This window comes from Verrucomicrobiia bacterium, from assembly GCA_036405135.1.
GTDB lineage: Bacteria > Verrucomicrobiota > Verrucomicrobiia > Limisphaerales > JAEYXS01 > JAEYXS01.
Genome location: DASWYF010000049.1, coordinates 98,604 through 117,556, shown reverse-complemented (window position 1 = coordinate 117,556; position 18,953 = coordinate 98,604). Strand labels below are relative to the sequence as shown.

Sequence of the window (18,953 nt, the reverse complement as noted above, 5' to 3'; positions counted from 1 at the left end):
TTAGAAATTGCTGACTTTGGCTGTGGGCAAATGCTCGTAACCCAAAACATACAATTACCATGTCCTTAAAAGTTAACCGCAATCCATCTAGGCGGCGTTGTTTCAATGCTGCCGCTTTTGCGCTGGCCTGTTCCATCATGAGCAGTGCGCAGGCGCAAAACACCTCCACCAATCAACCCGTGCAGTTGAAAGAAGTGCTCATCATCGGTCGTGACACGAGTCTGCTGGAGCAGGCGTCTTCCGCTTCCGAAGGCACAGTGGGCCAGCCGCAGCTCTCGCTGCGACCTTTGCTTCGCACGGGTGAAATCCTGGAAACGGTTCCCGGCCTCATCATCACGCAACACAGCGGTGGTGGTAAGGCGAACCAGTTCTTCCTGCGCGGCTTCAACCTCGATCACGGCACGGACTTCGGCGTGAGTTTCGAGGGCATGCCGATCAATCTGCCCACGCACGGCCATGGGCAAGGTTATACCGATCTGAACTGGCTCATCCCTGAGTTGGTGGAAGGCATCGACTTCCGGAAAGGCCCGTATCACGCCGAAGCAGGAGATTTTTCTTCCGCCGGTAGTGCGAACATCCGTTATGCGGATGAATTGCCGCAATCGTTGCTCAAGCTCGAAGGCGGCAGCTTCAACTATGGTCGCGGCCTTTGGGCCTCTTCGCCCAAGCTGGGTGAGGGCACCTTGCTCTATGCCATCGATCTCTCTCACTACGATGGTCCATGGGACAGCGGCGACAACTTCAAGAAGGGCAACGCACTGGTGCGCTACACCCAAGGTGAAGACAATACACGCTGGGGCCTCACGCTGATGGCTTACCAGGGCTATTGGGATGCGACGGATCAATTGGCCAAGCGCGCGGTGGAGTCCGGGGCGGTAGATCGCTTCGGTTCTCTGGACCCTAGCACAGGTGGTGAATCCCGCCGTATCGGTGCGATGCTGAATTGGGAGCAGGAATATGCCAACGGCATCGGCAAGGCGATGGTCTACAGTTATTACTATGACCTCGACCTGTTCTCGAACTTCACCTACTTCCTGAACGATCCTACGGATACCACGCCGGACCAGTTCCAACAGGCAGATCGCCGTTGGGTGAACGGTCTGGTGGCGAGCCGTCAATGGGATGGCACCATGGTCGGTTTTGAATCGCGTAATACACTTGGCGCACAAATCCGCAGTAATGTCATTGAAAACGGTCTCTATAGCAGCGTAGCGCGTGATACCACGGGTATCGTGCGACAAGATGAAGTGTGGCAGGCGAGTGTCGGCACGTTCTTCGAGAATCGTATCCAATGGGCGGAGAAGTTCCGCACGACCGTCGGTTTGCGCGGCGATTTCTATCGCTGGGATGTGGAGAGCAATCAGGCGGCGAACTCCGGTCAACGATCGGACTTCACTACGAGTCCCAAAGCGGGCTTCGTGCTCGGGCCTTGGTCCAAGACGGAGTTCTACGGCAACATCGGCATGGGTTTCCACAGCAATGACGGTCGTGGTGTGATGACCAACGTGGACCCGGTCACGGGCTTGCCCGTGGATGCCGGCGGCAATCCCATCCAACCGGCAGAACCGCTGGTGACCACAGTGGGTGCAGAGATCGGCATCCGCACGGAGATCGTTCCCAAGCTGCACAGCAGCGTCTCGCTCTGGTGGCTGAATGTGGACTCGGAACTTCTCTTCGTAGGCGATGCTGGTGCGACTGAAGCCAGCCGTCCCAGCCGCCGTTACGGTGTGGAGTTCGCGAACTATTACACGCCCACCGATTGGCTGACGTTTGATGCGGATGTCTCGCTCTCCCATGCACGCTTCCGTAATGACGATCCGGCGGGCAATCACATCCCGGGTTCAGTGGCCTCTGTGGTTGCCGCCGGTATCACGGTACATGACCTGGACGGTTTCTTCGGTGGTTTGCGTGCGCGTTACTTCGGACCACGCGCATTGGTCGAAGATAACTCTGCGCGTTCATCCACCACGTTCATGCTGAACGGCTACATCGGTTATGAGTTTCGCAAGAACTGGACGGTGCAGGTGGAGGTGTTCAACATCCTCGACCGTCGCGACAGCGATATCGAATATTACTACGAGTCCCGCTTGGCCGGTGAACCGATCAACCCGGACCCGACGTTGAACGGCGGTTACAATGACGTCCACCTCCATCCCTCGGAGCCGCGAATGCTACGCGTTAGCCTGACGGCGAAGTTCTAAACAAATCAATTACTGAAACAAAAAGGGGCTCCGCAAGGAGCCCCTTTGAATTTTTAAGAGGTGCGATCAGTTGATGAAAGTCACTTCGTTGCTGAGCAGCAGCACGTGGGCGTATTTCTCCCAGGCGCTGAGAGCTTTCACAGTGGCACGATTGTTGCCGGTAAAGTCCTTGTCCGCATTCCATTCCCTGTGCAGGCCGGCGATCGTCTCCCCGGTTTCCTGTGCGACGGTGATGACTGGTGCCCAGTTGAAGCTGTCACCGCCATCGTTGGCGCGCGGATCGACCACGAAGTCCAGTGTGTCACCGGCCTTCACTTCGATGCGGGCGATCTTGGTGGCCACCTTCTGCTTGAAGGACGTCCATCCGCCGACCTCACCAGAGCGGCTGGAGATCACTCGGGCGCGCACGCCATCACCCGTTGTTCCCGGATGATCCAGAGTGCCGTTGATCGTCACGATGGCGTCGCGCGGAGCAGTCCAGCGGCGGACGGCTGCCTGCTTCGGGTTCTTGCCCGGGTGACCGCCTTGCTTGCTCAGGCTGAGGTAGCCGAGGTTTTTGTCCGGCATGGCATTGCCCGCTTTCCAGACATTGTTCAGGAAGTTCAACGTGCGGAATTCCTTCACACGCTTGCTGGCTTCATCCACCTCACCGTAGCCGTATTTCCAAGTCTGTTCAGCCGGCATGTCCGTGACGCCCGGCAGTGAGTCGAGGAATCGCAAGCCCATCTTCACTTCATCCTGGGACGGTTCGCGCTGAAGCACCAGGTCATACAGCATCTTCACGCGCTTCTCTTCATCGCCCTGGTCCTTGAAGTCCGGACGTTCGACCAGGTTGCGCGCCTGCTGCACCACCATCGGGTTGTTCATGAGGAACAATGACTGTTGCGGCACGATAGTGAAGTAGCGTTTGCTCGTGGTGAGGTCGGGGTTCGCGAAGTCGAAGTGATTGAACACCTCGGGCAGGTTGCGACGATCGACATAACCATACACTGTTCGGCGGGTGGTTTCGGGCTTGGTGATATCCACCGGATTGCCACCGACGGAGGTGTCCAGTTTGCCACCGAGCGCCAGCAACGTGTCACGCAGCGACTCGAAATCGAGACGGCGGATGTTCATGCGCCAGAGCAATTTGTTGCCCGGGTCCATCTGCGAGTAACGCGGGTTGTGCGTGCTGGCCTGTTGGTAGGTGCTGGAGAGCATCATCAGCTTATGCATCTTCTTCACGGACCAACCGTTATCCATGAAGTAGTTGGACAGATAATCCAGCAATTCCGGATGAGATGGCGGCGTGGAGCGTGTGCCGAAGTCGCTTGTGGTCGGAACCAGAGCTTCACCGAAGTGATACATCCAAATGCGGTTCACCATCACGCGGGCAGTGAGCGGGTTTTCTTTGGAGGCGATGGCCTTTGCTAGGTCATAGCGACCGCTGCCATCCGAGAATGGCTGGCGGTTGCCGGTGCTGAGCACTTTCAGGAACTGGCGCGGAGCCGGATCACCGAGGCTGCTGGCATTGCCGCGGATGAAGACACGTGAATCACGCGGCTGGCGGGAATCTTCCAGTGATTGTGCGCGTGGAGGCGAACCCGGATGGGTCATCTTCAACTGCGCGATGTTGCCGCGCATGGTGGTTTGGCGCTGCTGCACCTGTTGCGGAAGCATGTTGTCGATCTGGTTGCTCGGCGGGTTGGCCGGGGAGTTTTGGCCGTAGAGCGCCATGCGGACTTCCTCGGCATATTTGTCAGATAGGCGCGTCGGCTCGGGCAAATCGTCTTTCTTGCTCAGCTTCTTGCGCGTCTCCCACATATCGATTTCCGCTTCCCATTTCTTGTCCACATCCGCCAGGGCGCGTCCATACCGGTCAGTCACGTCTTTGAAATCCACCGGCCCTGAGCCGGCAAAGAGACGCGCGATGTAAGGATTGATCTGGCCGGCTTTCCATTGGTTCTGAGCGAACTGCGCCGAAAGTGCGCGCCCCTTGGTGGCATATTCCTCCGGCTTCAATTTCGAGAACTCGATCAGTGGAGTGAAGATGGACGGCTGCTTCTGACGCGAGAATGCCGCCAATGTGCGCTGCCAGGCACCCAACACGCCTTGATTCAAGCGGTTGGTGCGCAAGATGAATTCATTCCGCGCCTGGGCGTTTGTCATCTTCGGAGCCTCATAGGCCACGTAGAGATACTTGGCCACATTCGTGCGGAGGTTGGTCAGGATGAACACTTCGTTCGATTCCTTGTATGTCCGCACTTCCGCCTGCAATTTCTCCAGTTGCTTCTGGAAATCAAGGAACTCGGGCGTCTCCACCGGCTTGCTCAAGAGCGGTTCGATCTCCGGCTCCGTCGTGCTGTTGAAGATGCCGTGCCAGGAGTAGTAATCCGCCGTGGGGATCGGATCGAACTTGTGGTCATGGCAACGCGAGCAGGAGACCGTCAGGCCCAAAAGGCCTTTGGAGACGGCATCAATCTGGTCATCAATGATCTCATTGCGATTGCCAGCGAACCGTTTGCCCAGCGTGAGGAAGCCCAAACCGGCCATCGCCTGCTTGTCCTCGCCTTGGACCATCTTGTCACCGGCGAGCTGTTCCATGATGAACTTGTCGTACGGCTTGTCGTCATTGAAGGATTTGATGACGTAATCGCGATACGTCCACGCATAGGGGAAGCGGAAGTCCTCGCGGTTATTGTTAACATCACCCTTAGTGTCCGCGTAACGCGCGATATCCAGCCAGTAACGGCCCCACCGTTCTCCGTACTGCGGTGAAGCAAGCAGGCGGTCGATCAGCTTTTCGTAAGCATCGGGAGACTTGTCTTCCACAAACGCTTTCACCTCGGCAGCTGTCGGTGGCAAACCGACCAGGTCATAGGTGGCACGACGGATAAGCGTACGGCGATCGGCTCCGAAAGAAGGAAACATCGCCTTGGATTCAAGCTGCTGCAGGATAAAATTATCTACGGGTGTGCCGACCCAGCCTTTCATCTTGACCTCGGGTACAGGAGTCTTGGCGACCGGCTTGAATGCCCAATGATCTTTCTCCGCCGCTGCCAGCTGTTCCTTCCACTTATCTGGATCGCCACCTTTGCGGGGATCGGGCGCACCCATTTTCACCCATTGCTCGAGATCGGCGATCTCCTGGGTGGATAGCTTCTTGTTCGATGGCGGCATCCGGAGGTCGGGATCAGTATAGCGGATGGCCTTGATGAAGAGGCTTTTGTCCGGATCACCGGGCACGATGGAGGGACCAGTATCGCCACCTTTGAGCAATGCTTCCTTGGAATCGACTACTAGACCGCCTTTCGATTTGCCCTCCGATACACTATGGCAGCTATAGCACTTGTCGTTCAACACCGGGCGGATCTTCTTCTCGAAGAAATCCAGCTCGGCAGGTGTAGGCTCGGCCGCCTTTGCAGCAGCCGCAGAGATTAAAACGGCAACGGCGGTCGCACGGACCGCCGTCACCCCTTGCCAGAATTGTTTCATGACAGGCACTTGGAGACTTCCCTGTTTTTAGGCGATGATGTCCTTCACTACGTGGCCATGCACATCCGTCAGGCGGAAGTCGCGGCCATTGTAGCGGTAGGTCAGCTTCTCGTGGTCGAAGCCCAGCAGAGCCAGCACGGTGGCGTGCAGGTCATGGATGTGTACCTTGTTTTCAACCGAAGCGGTGCCGAATTCGTCGGTCGCGCCGTAAATCGTTCCGCCTTTGACACCGCCGCCTGCCAGCCAGGTGCTGAACGCGCGGTTATTGTGATCGCGGCCCGGCACTTCGAATGCGCTGTTCGCATTCGGGAGCTGGCGCGAGGCCGTGCGACCGAACTCGCCACCCCACATCACCAGCGTGCTGTCGAGCAGACCACGCTGCTTCAGATCCGTCATCAACGCGGCCAAAGGCTGATCGATATCGCGGGCGCGATCGCGAAGTGAGCGTTCCAAGTTGGAATGGTGATCCCAACCGCCCGCCCATGCTTGGACGAAGCGTACGCCCTTCTCGATGAGACGGCGGGTGATGAGCATCTGGCGGCCTTGCGGCGTGTTGCCGTACATGTCGCGGATGTTCTGCGGTTCTTTGGAGATATCGAATGCATCCGTCGCCTCGATCTGCATTTGATAAGCGAGTTCGAACGCCTGCAGGCGCGCTTCGAGATTCGCATCCTTCTGCATCGTATGGCTGTGGATGTTATTAAGCTGGTTCAGCAGGTCAAGCTGCTGGCGCTGTTCCGGCAGCGAGGTGTACTGGCTCTTGATGTTCTCGATAAGCCGGTCGATCTGCGTGAACTGCGTATTGATGCTGGTGCCTTGAAAAATACCCGGGATGAAGGCCGACTGCCAATTCTGAGCACCACCGGGAGGCACGCCACCGGGACGCAGCGAGATGAAGCCCGGCATGTTCTGGTTCAAGCTGCCCAAACCGTAAGTGACCCAGGAACCCAAGCTCGGCATCGTGCGACGGCCGGAGCCCGTGTTCATCAGGATGCTCGCAAATTCATGGGAAGGAATATCTGTCCACATGGAGCGCACAATCGCCATGTTATCCACGTGCTCACCCAAACGAGGAAACACGTCACTGACCTCGATGCCCGACTTGCCCTTCTTCTCGAACTTGAAAGGCGAAGGAAGACCCACACCGTTTGTGCCCGGAAGCGGCTGGTCGGCATACTTCTCTAACGCGGGTTTCGGATCCCAAGTATCGATGTGTGACGGTGCGCCCTGTGCGAAGATGTGTACCACCTGTTTGGCCTTCGCCGGGAAATGGGGCTGCTTGATGGCCAAAGGACCGGAAGTCGCGGCTTGCAACGGAGACAGCTCACCCATGAAACCTGCCAGGCTCAAGGCACCGAACCCCATGCCGAAGCGGTTCAAAAATTGGCGGCGGCTGACACATAAGTCTGCCATGGTGGGCGTGTGTTCCGCGAGATACTTGTCCTTCATAGCGCGTGGTCTGGTTGGTTAGGTTTTAGGGCGCAAGCCGGCCTTGGTTGTCTGGTTGGTTTGCACGGCTTATTCAACAGGAAGCATTAACACGATTAGGGCACTATGCAACCCGATTTTTCATGTCCTCCTATCGGCATTTTGTAATCGCCCATTAAACCCTCTGATGCGATTCGTTTGCAGGGATTTAGGAGTAGAAACTTTGGGGTGAGAGTTTGCCTTCAGACGGCCAAGCCGTAGCGCCGATCTCCGAATCGGCGAGAGCTTTCCTTTCTTCATTATTGGCCAGCCGGTGCTACCGGCGGCCTCTTGCATCGGAAAAGCGTTGGCCGCTTATCCGTCGGATCTTTCAATCTTCCATAACCGTTATTATCCGTCACTACCCAGATATTCTCGGCATCTACCGCCAACCCTTCAAAGTAACCGGTAGGATAGAGCCGGTGATAGGCATGCTCCGGGGTGGTTTCCAGCGAGGATATATCATACTCCGCCACCACGCGTTCTGTCTTCGGGTCCACTTGGAGAACCACTCGCGCCTCCCGCATCAGCACGTAAAGATGTCCCTCAAACCAGCTCAAATCCGTATAATGCATGTCCCGCGCAAAGAGCTGAATCGCCCCGACTGAAAAATCACTGACAATCTGTAACGTCTTGAGGTCTAATACAATAATACGCCCACGCTCCCGCTCATTCGCTAAATAAAGCCGCCCATCACCGACCGCAATTCCCTCCCAAGAAGCGTTCGTATCCTTGCTAAAATACTTCTTCACCGGGGACCAATCGATTGCCAATCGCTCCACCTTTTCCGTTTTCGGATCCAGCCGCAGCACCCAGCGATTTCCCTCCTCACACACATAAATCTGCCCCTCCTCATCCCGCGCGATCCCTTCCAAGTCCCAATGCCCCGTTTTCTCGCCTTTGAACGGGCTTAACTGCTTTTCCGTAAATAGGTTAGGGATAAGCTCAAGCGTCGCCTCCATACTCTCCGCCGGGCGATTGATCTTATAAAGCCCCACCCGCTTGTCATTCACCGTCAGAAGATCGCCATTCGGCATGAGGAGCAGCCCCGAGGCATCGAACTGCTCCTTGTCCGGCACCGTCAGCCGCCACGCTTGGTCGGGCTTCAGGACGTAACGCTTCCGGGCGTCCGCCTTGACCTCCGCCGCCAGAGTGTCCAGTTGCGAACCCACCAGCCCCAACCCGAGGAGCCCCATGAAACGTCGTCGGTCCATCGATAAGTTTGAGTTAACCCAAAACCCACCCCTACGCCATTACAATCCCGCGTCGGCACCCGTGCAAGTGAACCTCGGGAACTGCGACGAATCACGTGACCCGCGCTGCCGGATTCCAGCCGGCAGTCCGCGACGCCCGCCGTAGCCAAATCTCTGCCATTTCCCGCCTCGGCACTTATCTACAAGTGCCGAGGAATTCTTCCGATTCTCAAGTCCCAACCTCATTTTCCCCTCCGTTCCTCCTTGATCGTTCAAAATGACTCAACTGCCACCCTTTGCCCCAACCGTAGTCGCGGTCGTCAGACCGCGCTGACATTCTTTTCGCCCCTCGTGAGAAGGTCGGTGTGAGGAGTGTCTGGGTTTGCCTAGTAACATGCATGCCAGCGGCACGCAATGAAGGTAGCCGTGGGTGCAGAGTAGCGAAACCCACGGTAGCAGGAACAAAACACGGTTGCGTCGCGGAGCGACGCTTCGAAGTCGAAACGAGAGAAATCCCTCCCTACTCTGGGTTATGGTCCGCTACTTTAAAGCTTAGAATCCTCATTGCATCCTTGCGCATCCACGCTGCTAATAGCGCTATGAAAGGTGACTGGCTGAACCTTGGATATTTAACCCGATGATTTTCTCACAAGCACAACTTGAAGCCTTGATGGACGTACGGACGATATGTGATCGGCCGCCGTGGAATTTGAACGCGACCGATGACCGTGAAGTTGTGCACTTTTATAAGGCAGTGATAGAGACTTTGAATGCGCGCCTACATCTCAAGTGTGAGATCGAGCATGGCTATGGTTCCGGCTATGCTTCATACATTGATGCTTGGTTCTATCCAGCCAAGGGTGGCAGTCCGGCACGGAGATATGGTGATTCAGAATGTCGGGAAGGATTGGTGATTCTTTTCAGCATCCTTTCTGATTACTACGCCATTGGCCAAGGTGAGCGATGTAAGAGTGTTTCGGGCTCAGGTGGCAGCCATTATTTGCCGGACTTGATGATGATAGATAAAGTTACGGATCCACATCTGCAATATCTGGTGCCCAAGATCGAGAAGGTGCTGGACCAAGAGTTCTGCTTGAAACGCATCGGTGCCACAACGCTATCAGAATCTATCCCGTCACATCTTCGTCATCATGATACGACTAACCTTAGTAATCCGCCGTATCACGTCTTTGATGCCCTGTTCTATTGGTATGATTAGCTCGATGGCTCTGTTTTGAAGCAGACTTGGTGCTTCGTCATTCGTCATTTCTCCCCTCTGTCGCTGACGAATTGAATTCACGAAAAAATCCTGCCACCCTCCACCCCAGCAAAATTAAATGACCACCCATCACTACCTCGCCTGCGATCTCGGTGCCGAAAGCGGCCGCCTCATGCTCGGGACGTTGCGTGAAGGGCGGGTCACACTGGAAGAGATTTACCGCTTCCCCAATCCCGTGCTGCGCCAAGGCGAGTCCATGCATTGGGACATCCCGCAGTTGTTCACGGAGTTGAAGAGCGGCTTGCGCTTGGTAGCCAAGCGCAAGCTTCCCATCGCCAGCATCAGCACCGATTCCTGGGGCCTCGATTATGTTCTCTTCGATGCCCAGGGCGCACTCATCCCACCCACATTTCATTATCGCGATCCGCGCACGGCGAGGGGAGTGGAGCGCGTGTTCTCGCTCACCAAATGGGAACACGTCTTTGCCGAGACGGGCATCCAGTTCATGCCCATCAATTCCCTCTACCAGCTCGCTGCGGAATCACCCGAGCGACTGCGAAATGCGCGTCTGCTGCTGAGCGTTGCGGATGCCTTCAATTACTTCCTCAGCGGCAACGCCACCGTGGAAGAGTCCATGGCCAGCACCTTCCAGCTCTACAATCCGCGCACACGCAACTGGTCGGATTACCTCATCAACCTGCTGAAACTCCCACGCTCCATCTTCCCGCACGTCGCCAGTTCCTGCACCAGCCTCGGCCCCATCAAACACGACCTTGCCGATGAACTCTCGCTGAAAGAAACACAAGTCATCGCCACGTGTTCTCACGACACAGGAGCCGCCGTCGCCGCAGTTCCAGCGAAGGAAAAGAACTGGGCCTATCTCAGCTCCGGCACCTGGTCCCTACTCGGCGTGGAACTGGACAAACCCGTCCTCACCGATCTCTGCCGCACGCATAATTTCACGAATGAACTCGGCTACGGCGGCACCGTGCGCCTGTTGAAAAATATCGTGGGCTTGTGGGTGATCCAAGAATGCCGCCGCCAATGGGCCGCTGATGGCAACGACATCGACTACGGCACCCTCACCAGGCTCGCCGCCGATGCGCCGCCCTTCACCGCGATCATCGACCTGACCGATCCACGCTTCGTCTCCCCCGGCGGCATGCCTGCCAAGATCGCCGCCTTCTGCCGCGAGACAAAACAACCTGAACCTGTCACGCCCGGAGCCATCGCCCGCTGCGTCCTCGAAAGCCTCGCGCTCCAATACGATCGTACCCTGCGCCAAGCAGAAGAAGTCTCCGGCCTGAAAACCGAAGTGCTCCACATCGTCGGCGGAGGAAGCCAGAACAGATTGCTCAATCGATTCGCCGCCAACGCCACCGGACGAACCGTCATCGCTGGGCCTGTGGAAGCCACCGCCCTCGGCAACGTCATCCTGCAATCCATCACCCTCGGACACCTCCCCACACTATCCGCCGCACGAGAGATCATCGCGACATCCTTTTACGTGGAGACATATGAGCCGACAGAGATAGAAGCGTGGCAAATAGCAGCGCGGAAACTGGCGCAATTGATGGTAAAGAAATGAAGATAGCTTTTGCGCAATCAAATCGCCGTCAGGTGGAGCGCGGCTTTTAAGCCGCTTCACCATTCAAAAGCAAGGCAGGGATAAGAAAGCATGAGAGCACTCGACAGCCTTGTAGCGAAACGACGCTCTTTGAATTTTGGGTGTTGAAGCGGCTTAAAAGCCGCGCTCCAAACACTCACTTCGCCGTTTCCCCTCGCAAAAACTCCGGCATCAACCTCACCGCCCGCCCCGGTTTCGCCCCCCGTTCCAGCACCTGCACCAGCGCCTCCCCCACCTTCCGTGCGAACTGCTGCGGTCGGCTCGTATACCGCGCCAACGTCGGCACAACATGCTGCAGATATGCATCATCATCGCGACTGATCAGTGCGATATCCTGCGGCACCTTGATGCCACGCCGTTGCAGATGCGTCAGCACCGTGAGCGCATGCGCTGAACGGGCGATGAGAAATGCCGTGGGTGCTTCCGCGAGTGCAATCAGCCGATCGACTCGCGCGCAGACACCAGCCACCGTTTCATCGTGCCGAACGATCTTCACCTCACCTTTCAATGCGCCTTCGCAAAACCCTTCCTCGCTCTCCTGATCGCCCGGACAACCACTCGCGGGCAGGAGCAAGGCGAGCCGCTTATGCCCGTGCCCGCTGAACCACTGCGCCGCATGACGGCAGGCCGCGCGGTAATCCACATCTACCGAGGGCAAAGGGTTATCCGCAGGACAAGAGCCCACCACGAGCGCCGGAATCTTCCGCGCCGCGAACCACCGTTGCATCGGCTCATTCGAGAGAAAAAGCACCCACGCTGCCGATGGATGGCTGGCAGCCAATTCCTCCCAAGCCTTCTCCGCCTTCGCATGATAAGCAGAGGGTCGCACGACCAATTCCATGCCGAGCTGCAATTCCGCCAGCCGCGCCCGCAATTCATTGATCCAAAAAAGAACCATCGGCGGCACCGCATCCAGCGGATGCGGCGAGAGCAAGCATATGGATTTCGGCGCAGATGATTTGCTACCCCGCGACCTCTTCTGAGAAATGACCGTTTGCCGCCGCTTGCCTTGGGACGTTTGCAACAGACCGTCTTTTTCCAATTGCGCCAGTGCCGCACGCAAAGTAGGACGGCTCACGCGAAGTTGTTCGGAGAGCAACCGTTCCCCCGGCAACGCCCCCGGCCAGCGCCCCGTCTCCAATCCCAGCCGCAGAATGCGCGCCGTCTGCGTGACGAGCGAGACCCGCTCCGGCAGTGGCAAGGCGGCAGAGGGCGACGACAATGCTTTCATGCGATACGACTGGTCAAAGGACTTGACCAGCAGCATGGCGTTGCCGATACCAGACGCAAGCCAACAATGCATCCCGTGTCTTCAAGCTCTTTTTTAAACGCGTCAGATTTAACTGACCCCGCTGAACCCCAACGGGGTTCCATAAATCAGCCCAGGGTTGCGAGGCACGAGCTACCCTGGGTCAACGCATCAAAATCCACTACCCTGAAAGGGTTGCGTCACACCCCGATTGCAACCCTCAATTAAAATTTTAAGAACATCCCCATGCGCGCCCTCCCTCATTCCGACCTCCTCCAGCTCAAACGCTGGAACACGCCCACCATCTATAACGGCTGGGAACAGCTCACGAAACACAACGCCGCCCGCGATGCCTTCAATCTGGAGGAAACCCGCGATTTCATGCCACAGATGGGCCCGATGGTCGGCTACGCCGTCACCGTCGTCATCGAACCCAGCAACGCCGCGCACAAACAAAATGCCAACGCGTGGGCAGACTATCGCCGCTACGTCGCCAGTGTAGAAGGCCCAAAAATCGTCGTCGTGCAAGACCTCGATAAACCCAACGTCATCGGTGCCTTCTGGGGTGAGGTGAACAGCAATGTCCACAAAGCCCTCGGCTGCGTCGGCACCATTACCGATGGCGGCATCCGCGATCTAGATGAGATGAACAACGCCGGATTCAAAGCCCTCGCTAAACGCCTCTGCGTCGGCCACGCCCACTCCACACCCGTCCGTTGGAACGTGGAAGTCGAAGTCTTCGGCCGCAAAGTATCGCCCGGCCAACTCATTCACGCGGACAAACACGGCTTCCTCGCCGTTCCCTTTGGTGAAGAGTCGGGCTTGCTCGAAGCCGCCCGTTTCATGGACAGCAACGAGTGCGAAACCCTCATCCCCGCTGCCCGCGGCAGTGCTGGCTGCAGCACCGATGAGATCATCGAAAAGCTTGCCAAAGCAGGCGCAGAATTCGGCACCAAGGCCCAAGCAAAGTTCCAACGCGCCGGCGAGTGGAAATAGCTAATCCCGGTAGGGCGAGAGTCCTCTCGAGCCCATGCCAGACCTTAATGTATCCACGTGCCAGAAAGGTATTCTGGCAAGGTAAGGGCAATTGGATGTCAAAGTGTTGCCAGAGTGACGCATTCGACAGGAATAAGCGTTCAGGTCTAGTTAGGGCTCGACAGAGTCTCGCCCTACCAGTTGTCGGAGGTTGACCCCATCCCCGTTTTCTCTAGCATTCCGCCATCAAGTCACCGCTCCCGCCGCGCTAGCCAAGTCTGGCGGTATCGTCGTCACTTGCTCGCTGAACCATGAAAAGTCGTATCTTCAGTATCGCGCTGGCCTGCTTCGGGCTCGCACTGGCCATTTCCTCCGCCTCCGCACAAACCGCGACCACCACGAACAAACCCGCTGCCAAGCCAGCAGCTAAACCGGCCACACCAGTAGAGCGCAAAGCCCCGCCCTACATCATCCTGAAAGTGGACGATCTGCGGAACAACGGCGGCAAGGTTCATCCCCGCTGGCAAAAATTCGTGGACTTCACTGCCGAGCGAAAGATCAAGTCTGCCATCGGCATCATCTCGGATTCACTCGAGAAGGATGACCCGAAGTATTTTCAATGGATCAAAGACCAGCACGCCAAAGGCCTCATCGAATTCTGGAACCACGGCTACAATCACAAGGAATGGGAAGTGGACGGCAAGAAGCTTCAGGAGTTCAAAGGCCCATCCTACGAGGATCAAAAAAAGAATCTCCTGCGCTGTAATGAACTCGCGAAACAAAAGCTGGGCTTCACGTTCCCCGCCTTCGGCGCGCCCTTCAACGCCATCGATGGCAACACGGCCAAAGCACTCTTAGACGATCCCGACACCACCATCTGGCTTTACGGCGACCTCAAGAATCCCGCTGGCAAGATTGTCATGGACCGGGTCGGCTCCGTGAATATCGAAGCCCCGACCTTTGTCCCCAGCCTGCAGAAATTCAAAGCCGGTTACGCTCTGAATCCTACCCGCGATTACTTCGTCATCCAAGGCCACCCCGCTCAATGGACGGATGAACGCTTTGCCCAGTTCGTCGAGCTCATCGATTTCCTTGTGCAGGAAAAAGCCATTTTCACGACGCCTTCCGAATACGTGAAACTGAAAGGTTTGAAGCCCGCGGCTGCTCCAAAAAAATGATTTCCCATCTCTAACAACACACTATGCGTTTACGTTTCACTCCACTGTTCTCGCTGGCGGTTCTCGCTGCGAGCCTCTCCGCTCATGCCGATGCGCGGCTCGCCAGCATCTTCGGCGATAACATGGTCCTCCAGCGCGACCAGAAGCTCCCCGTCTGGGGTTGGGCTTCGCCAGGAGAAGCCGTCTCCGTGCAATTGGACGGCCAAAGCGCCGTCTCCGCGACTGCTGATGCCGCCGGCAAATGGCGCGTGGAATTGCCTCCGCAAAAAGCCGATGGCAAGGCCCGCACGCTCACGGTGAAGGCGAATAACACGCTGACGTTGAAAGATGTTCTCGTGGGTGAAGTCTGGCTCTGCTCCGGCCAATCCAACATGGAGTGGACGGTCAATAATAGCGAGAATCCGAAGGACGAGATCGCCGCCGCGAATTACCCGACCATCCGCCACATCAAGGTGCCGTTGAAACCGGCCAGTGTGCCGCAAGATGAGTTCAAGGCCTCATGGCAGGTTTGCTCGCCGCAGACGGCAGGTGGTTTTACCGCCGCCGGTTATTTCATGGCGCGCAAACTGCAGAAGGAACTCGGCGTGCCCATCGGCCTGATCAATTCCTCTTGGGGCGGCACCCGCATCGAGCCATGGACACCGGTCACTGGCTTCGCGGATCTGCCTCAGTTGAAAGACATCCACAGCCAGGTGCTCAAGACGTTGCCGGATAATCCGGCGTATCAACAGAAGCTCAAGCAGCATCTCGATGCCGTGGATAAGTGGAGCGCAAGCGCTAAGGCGGCTCTCGCGGAGAACAAGCCGGTCACCGCGTCGCCTGTGTTCCCGGCGGACATCACTCCGCTGGCTTCACTGCAGTCTCCGCAGCAACAGCCCACCACACTCTTTAATGCGATGATCAATCCGTTCGTCGGCTTCCCCATCCGCGGTGCCATCTGGTATCAGGGTGAATCGAATCACGGCGAAGGCATGCTCTACACCGAGAAGATGAAGGCGCTCATCCAAGGCTGGCGCAAGATCTGGGGCATCGGCGAATTCCCGTTCTTCTACGTGCAGATCGCCCCTTACAAATACGGCGCGGAAGATCCGAACGTGCTCGCCACGTTCTGGGAAGCCCAGAGCGCCGCGCAAGCCATCCCGAACACCGGCATGGTCGTCACCACGGACATTGCGAACCTGAACGACATCCATCCGAAGAACAAACAGGACGTGGGCCTGCGCCTCGCCTTGCTCGCGTTGAAGAACACCTATGGCAAGAGCGATGTGGTGGCGAACGGGCCGAAATTCAAATCCCTCAAGCAAGAAGGTGACAAACTACGCGTGACGTTTGAAAATACTGCAGGTGGCTTGAAATCGCGTGATCAGAAACCGCTCAACTGGTTCGAGATCATCGGGCCGGAAACGGATTATACGAAGGCGGATGCGGTGATCGACGGCGATTCCGTGGTGCTCTCCGCAGCGAGTGTAAAGAATCCCGCCGCGATGCGTTTCTCCTGGCACAAGGATGCGGAGCCGAATCTCGTGAACGGTGCAGGCCTGCCCACGGAAGCGTTCCGCGCCGGTGAAGTGCCCAAGATGGATTACCTCGCCATCAAAGCTCCCGAAGCCAGCGGCTACAAGCTCGTTTACGATCTCGACCTCGGCAAGCTCGGTGCAAACATCAAGTATGACGTGGATAACTCGGCCTCACTGAAAGGCGAGTTCGATCGCGTCGCTTACTTCATCGAGTTGCGCGGGCCGCAAGGCGTCAACTACTCCTACGTGTCCATGGATGCCTTCACCACGGATATCAAGAAGATCGGCATTCCCACGGTGGCTTCCGGCGCGAAGTTCCAGACGCTGGTAAAGAATGCAAACGTGATCTCGAACGTGAAAGATATCCCGAACGGGACGTTTGCAGGCGATTGCAACATCGAGTTCTGGCCGAACAACTACGGTCCCGCGAACACAGGTAAGGTTGTAGGAGCATCTGATGCCGCATTCGATACGGGTGACATGATCGATGCCTTGGTGGATGGCTACGGCTCCATGCAAGTCCATAACTTCAAGGCCAAGCAGACGATCTTCGCCATCAACAACTGGAAGGCGGCCGCGGGCGCCAATATCGGCATAGGCAACAGCACGGGTGAGACCAAGGACTGGACGTTCGTGGCCAACGCCAACACCTACAGCCAAAAACGCCTCCGCGTGCTGGTCCGCATGAAGTAACGGGTTGCACCCGTGGGCCTATATTTTTGGGCTATTGCAATCATCCGGCAGGTTAACAGCCTGCCGGCTTTTTGTTTTTGGAGCGCGACTCTCCGAGTCGCAGCAACGCTCGATAATCAAGCAGCTGAAATATTTCACGGACGGCGCATGCAGTGCCGTTAGGCACGACCCGATGGTAGCCGTGGGTGAAACCCACGGTATTCAGCGTAATCACGGTGCGTCGCGTAGCGACGCTATGATGAACAGACCAGCTATAGATGGAGTGGTCAAATTAACTAACCAGTCACCCCAACTTGCCATTCACCACTACATACGTCCATCATCCACCATGCACCAGCTTCATCAGCTTTCACGACGCATTGTGCGGGTTCTTTGCGTTGTCGGACTCATCATTTCCGCCTTCACCACTCACGCCGCTGAAATCATCACCGCCGAGGTCTGCGTCTATGGCGGCACCTCGGGCGGCGTCTCCGCTGCCGTGCAAGCCGCGCGCATGGGAAAGAAAACAATCCTCGTCGAACCGCGCAACCATCTGGGCGGCATGACGTCAGGCGGCCTAGGCGCGGTGGATATCGGTGATCCACGTTCCGTCGGTGGCATCACGCGGGAATACTTCACGCGATTGGTCGCCACGTATGGCCAAACGCTCGCATGGGACAAGGCATTTGAGAGCAAGGCCGGTGGTGGTCCCGCAACCGGTGGCGCTTATTCCATTGAACCCCATGTCGCGGAGAAGGTCTTCGCCGACATGGCGAAGGAAGCCGGTGTGACCGTTTATTTCAAAGCCCGTCTTGCGAAGGTGAGCAAGCAAGGCGCACGCATCACGGAATTCACCACGGAAGATGGCCGCACGTTCCGCGCGCAGATGTTCATTGATACCACGTATGAAGGCGACTTGATGGCGAAGGCGGGCGTCTCTTACACCGTGACGCGCGAGGGCAATGCCAAGTATGGCGAGACGTATAACGGCATCCACTACACGGAGAAATATCAGCCCCGCACGAATCATGGGAAACCGGGCGCCAATGGCCGTGTGCCCGGTGGCCAAGGCGTATGGGATCGCGATCTTCCGCTCGATCCTTATGTGATTCCCGGCAAACCAGACAGCGGATTGCTGCCGCTTGTGCAAGCAGGTGATCCCGGCAAACAAGGCGATCCCGCGCCCGGTGTGCAGGCGTATTGCTATCGCCTCTGCCTCACGACAAATGCGAACCGTATCCCCATCACTGCAGCACCAGGCTATGACCCGAAACGCTATGAACTTGTCGCACGCTTCATCGAAGGTTGCGTGAAACTGGGCGATGACATGGACCTCCGCTGGTTCTCGAAATACGACCCGTTGCCCAATGGTAAGTTCGATTTTAACACCGCGACGTTCGGCGGCAATCTGCCGGGGATGAATTGGGAGTGGCCGGATGCGAGTTATGCGCGACGTGAACAGATCGCCAAGGAGCATGAGAATTATCATCGTGGTCTGCTGCACTTCTTGGCTACGGATCCACGCGTGCCGGTGAAGGTGCGTAATGATGTGAAACGGTTCGGCTTACCGAAGGATGAATTCGCGGACACTGGCGGCTGGCCGCACCAAATCTATGTGCGTGAGGCGCGCCGGATGGTTTCCGATCTGGTCATCACGGAGCATCATACGTTTGGGCGGAAGATCGCCACCAATTCCGTAGGGCTGGGTTCCTACGGCACAGACACGCATGAGATCCGGCGCATCGTTAAAGACGGCGTGGTCATCCGCGAGGGGAAGACAGCATTAGGGCGTGGAGGTTTTGAACCTTATCGTATCGACTACGGCGCCATCGTGCCGAAAGCCAGTGAGTGTGAGAACCTGTTCGTGACGTTCGCGTTGTCAGCAAGTCACACCGCCTTCAGCAGCATCCGCATGGAGCCGGTGTTCATGATCACAAGCCAATCGGCGGCGACGGCAGCGTGCCTCGCGTTAGATGGCAAGGTAGCCGTGCAGAAGGTGGACCAAGCCAAACTCCGCGAACGCTTGCTGGCTGACAAGCAGGTGCTGGAGTGGAATCCGCCCAAGACAGGGAAGAAAAAGTGACAGAGCACGAATTGATTGGAAACTATCTCATGACAGACGGAGAATGCGCTCCATCACTTCCCTCAATGTAGCCCCCAGTTTTATCAATTAACGCTCTT

General features: G+C 57.0%; 11 protein-coding genes. 7 read left to right on the top strand and 4 right to left on the bottom strand.

All coding sequences use genetic code 11. From position 1 onward, the window contains the following. The first annotated feature begins 59 nt into the window (after positions 1-59). The gene (locus tag VGH19_23535) at positions 60-2,201 is read left to right on the top strand and encodes a TonB-dependent receptor (protein ID HEY1174358.1); all 2,142 of its coding nucleotides are present in this window, start codon (positions 60-62) and stop codon (positions 2,199-2,201) included. A 66-nt stretch (positions 2,202-2,267) separates the two neighbouring features. Here the strand turns inward: VGH19_23535 and VGH19_23530 are convergent, their stop codons facing one another. The 3 genes from VGH19_23530 to VGH19_23520 all read right to left on the bottom strand — a co-directional run bounded on the left by VGH19_23530 (position 2,268) and on the right by VGH19_23520 (position 8,356). Further along, entirely contained in the window at positions 2,268-5,675 is a 3,408-nt protein-coding gene (locus tag VGH19_23530) for a PSD1 and planctomycete cytochrome C domain-containing protein (GenBank protein HEY1174357.1), read from the bottom strand. 27 nt (positions 5,676-5,702) lie between these two features. Then, complete coding sequence (locus tag VGH19_23525) at positions 5,703-7,124, bottom strand: DUF1501 domain-containing protein (GenBank protein ID HEY1174356.1); 1,422 nt, start codon at positions 7,122-7,124, stop codon at positions 5,703-5,705. Between the two features lie 278 nt (positions 7,125-7,402). Further along, positions 7,403-8,356 (bottom strand): esterase-like activity of phytase family protein, encoded by a 954-nt coding sequence (locus VGH19_23520; protein ID HEY1174355.1) that lies wholly within the window; start codon positions 8,354-8,356, stop codon positions 7,403-7,405. Positions 8,357-9,101: 745 nt separating this feature from the next. On the opposite strand from VGH19_23520, the gene VGH19_23515 reads away from it, so the two are divergent. Both VGH19_23515 and VGH19_23510 read left to right on the top strand, forming a co-directional pair. Continuing rightward, positions 9,102-9,554, top strand: coding sequence for a hypothetical protein (locus tag VGH19_23515; protein ID HEY1174354.1), 453 nt, complete (start codon positions 9,102-9,104; stop codon positions 9,552-9,554). 118 nt (positions 9,555-9,672) lie between these two features. Further along, on the top strand, positions 9,673-11,142 hold the full coding sequence (locus VGH19_23510) for a rhamnulokinase family protein (protein HEY1174353.1): 1,470 nt from the start codon (positions 9,673-9,675) through the stop codon (positions 11,140-11,142). 175 nt (positions 11,143-11,317) lie between these two features. On the opposite strand, the gene VGH19_23505 is transcribed toward VGH19_23510, so the two are convergent. Continuing rightward, positions 11,318-12,484 carry a substrate-binding domain-containing protein gene (locus VGH19_23505; GenBank protein HEY1174352.1) on the bottom strand — a complete coding sequence of 389 codons (1,167 nt, stop codon included), beginning with the start codon at positions 12,482-12,484 and terminating at the stop codon, positions 11,318-11,320. Positions 12,485-12,676: 192 nt separating this feature from the next. Between VGH19_23505 and VGH19_23500 the strand changes: the two genes are divergently transcribed. The 4 genes from VGH19_23500 (at position 12,677) to VGH19_23485 (ending at position 18,855) form a co-directional block, all read left to right on the top strand. Then, entirely contained in the window at positions 12,677-13,426 is a 750-nt protein-coding gene (locus VGH19_23500) for an RraA family protein (protein ID HEY1174351.1), read from the top strand. A 290-nt stretch (positions 13,427-13,716) separates the two neighbouring features. Then, a complete protein-coding gene (locus VGH19_23495; protein ID HEY1174350.1) occupies positions 13,717-14,583 on the top strand; it encodes a DUF2334 domain-containing protein in 867 nt (288 codons plus the stop codon). Positions 14,584-14,606: 23 nt separating this feature from the next. Continuing rightward, on the top strand, positions 14,607-16,793 hold the full coding sequence (locus VGH19_23490) for a sialate O-acetylesterase (GenBank protein ID HEY1174349.1): 2,187 nt from the start codon (positions 14,607-14,609) through the stop codon (positions 16,791-16,793). Positions 16,794-17,121: 328 nt separating this feature from the next. Further along, positions 17,122-18,855 carry an FAD-dependent oxidoreductase gene (locus tag VGH19_23485; GenBank protein ID HEY1174348.1) on the top strand — a complete coding sequence of 578 codons (1,734 nt, stop codon included), beginning with the start codon at positions 17,122-17,124 and terminating at the stop codon, positions 18,853-18,855. Positions 18,856-18,953: the final 98 nt, after the last annotated feature.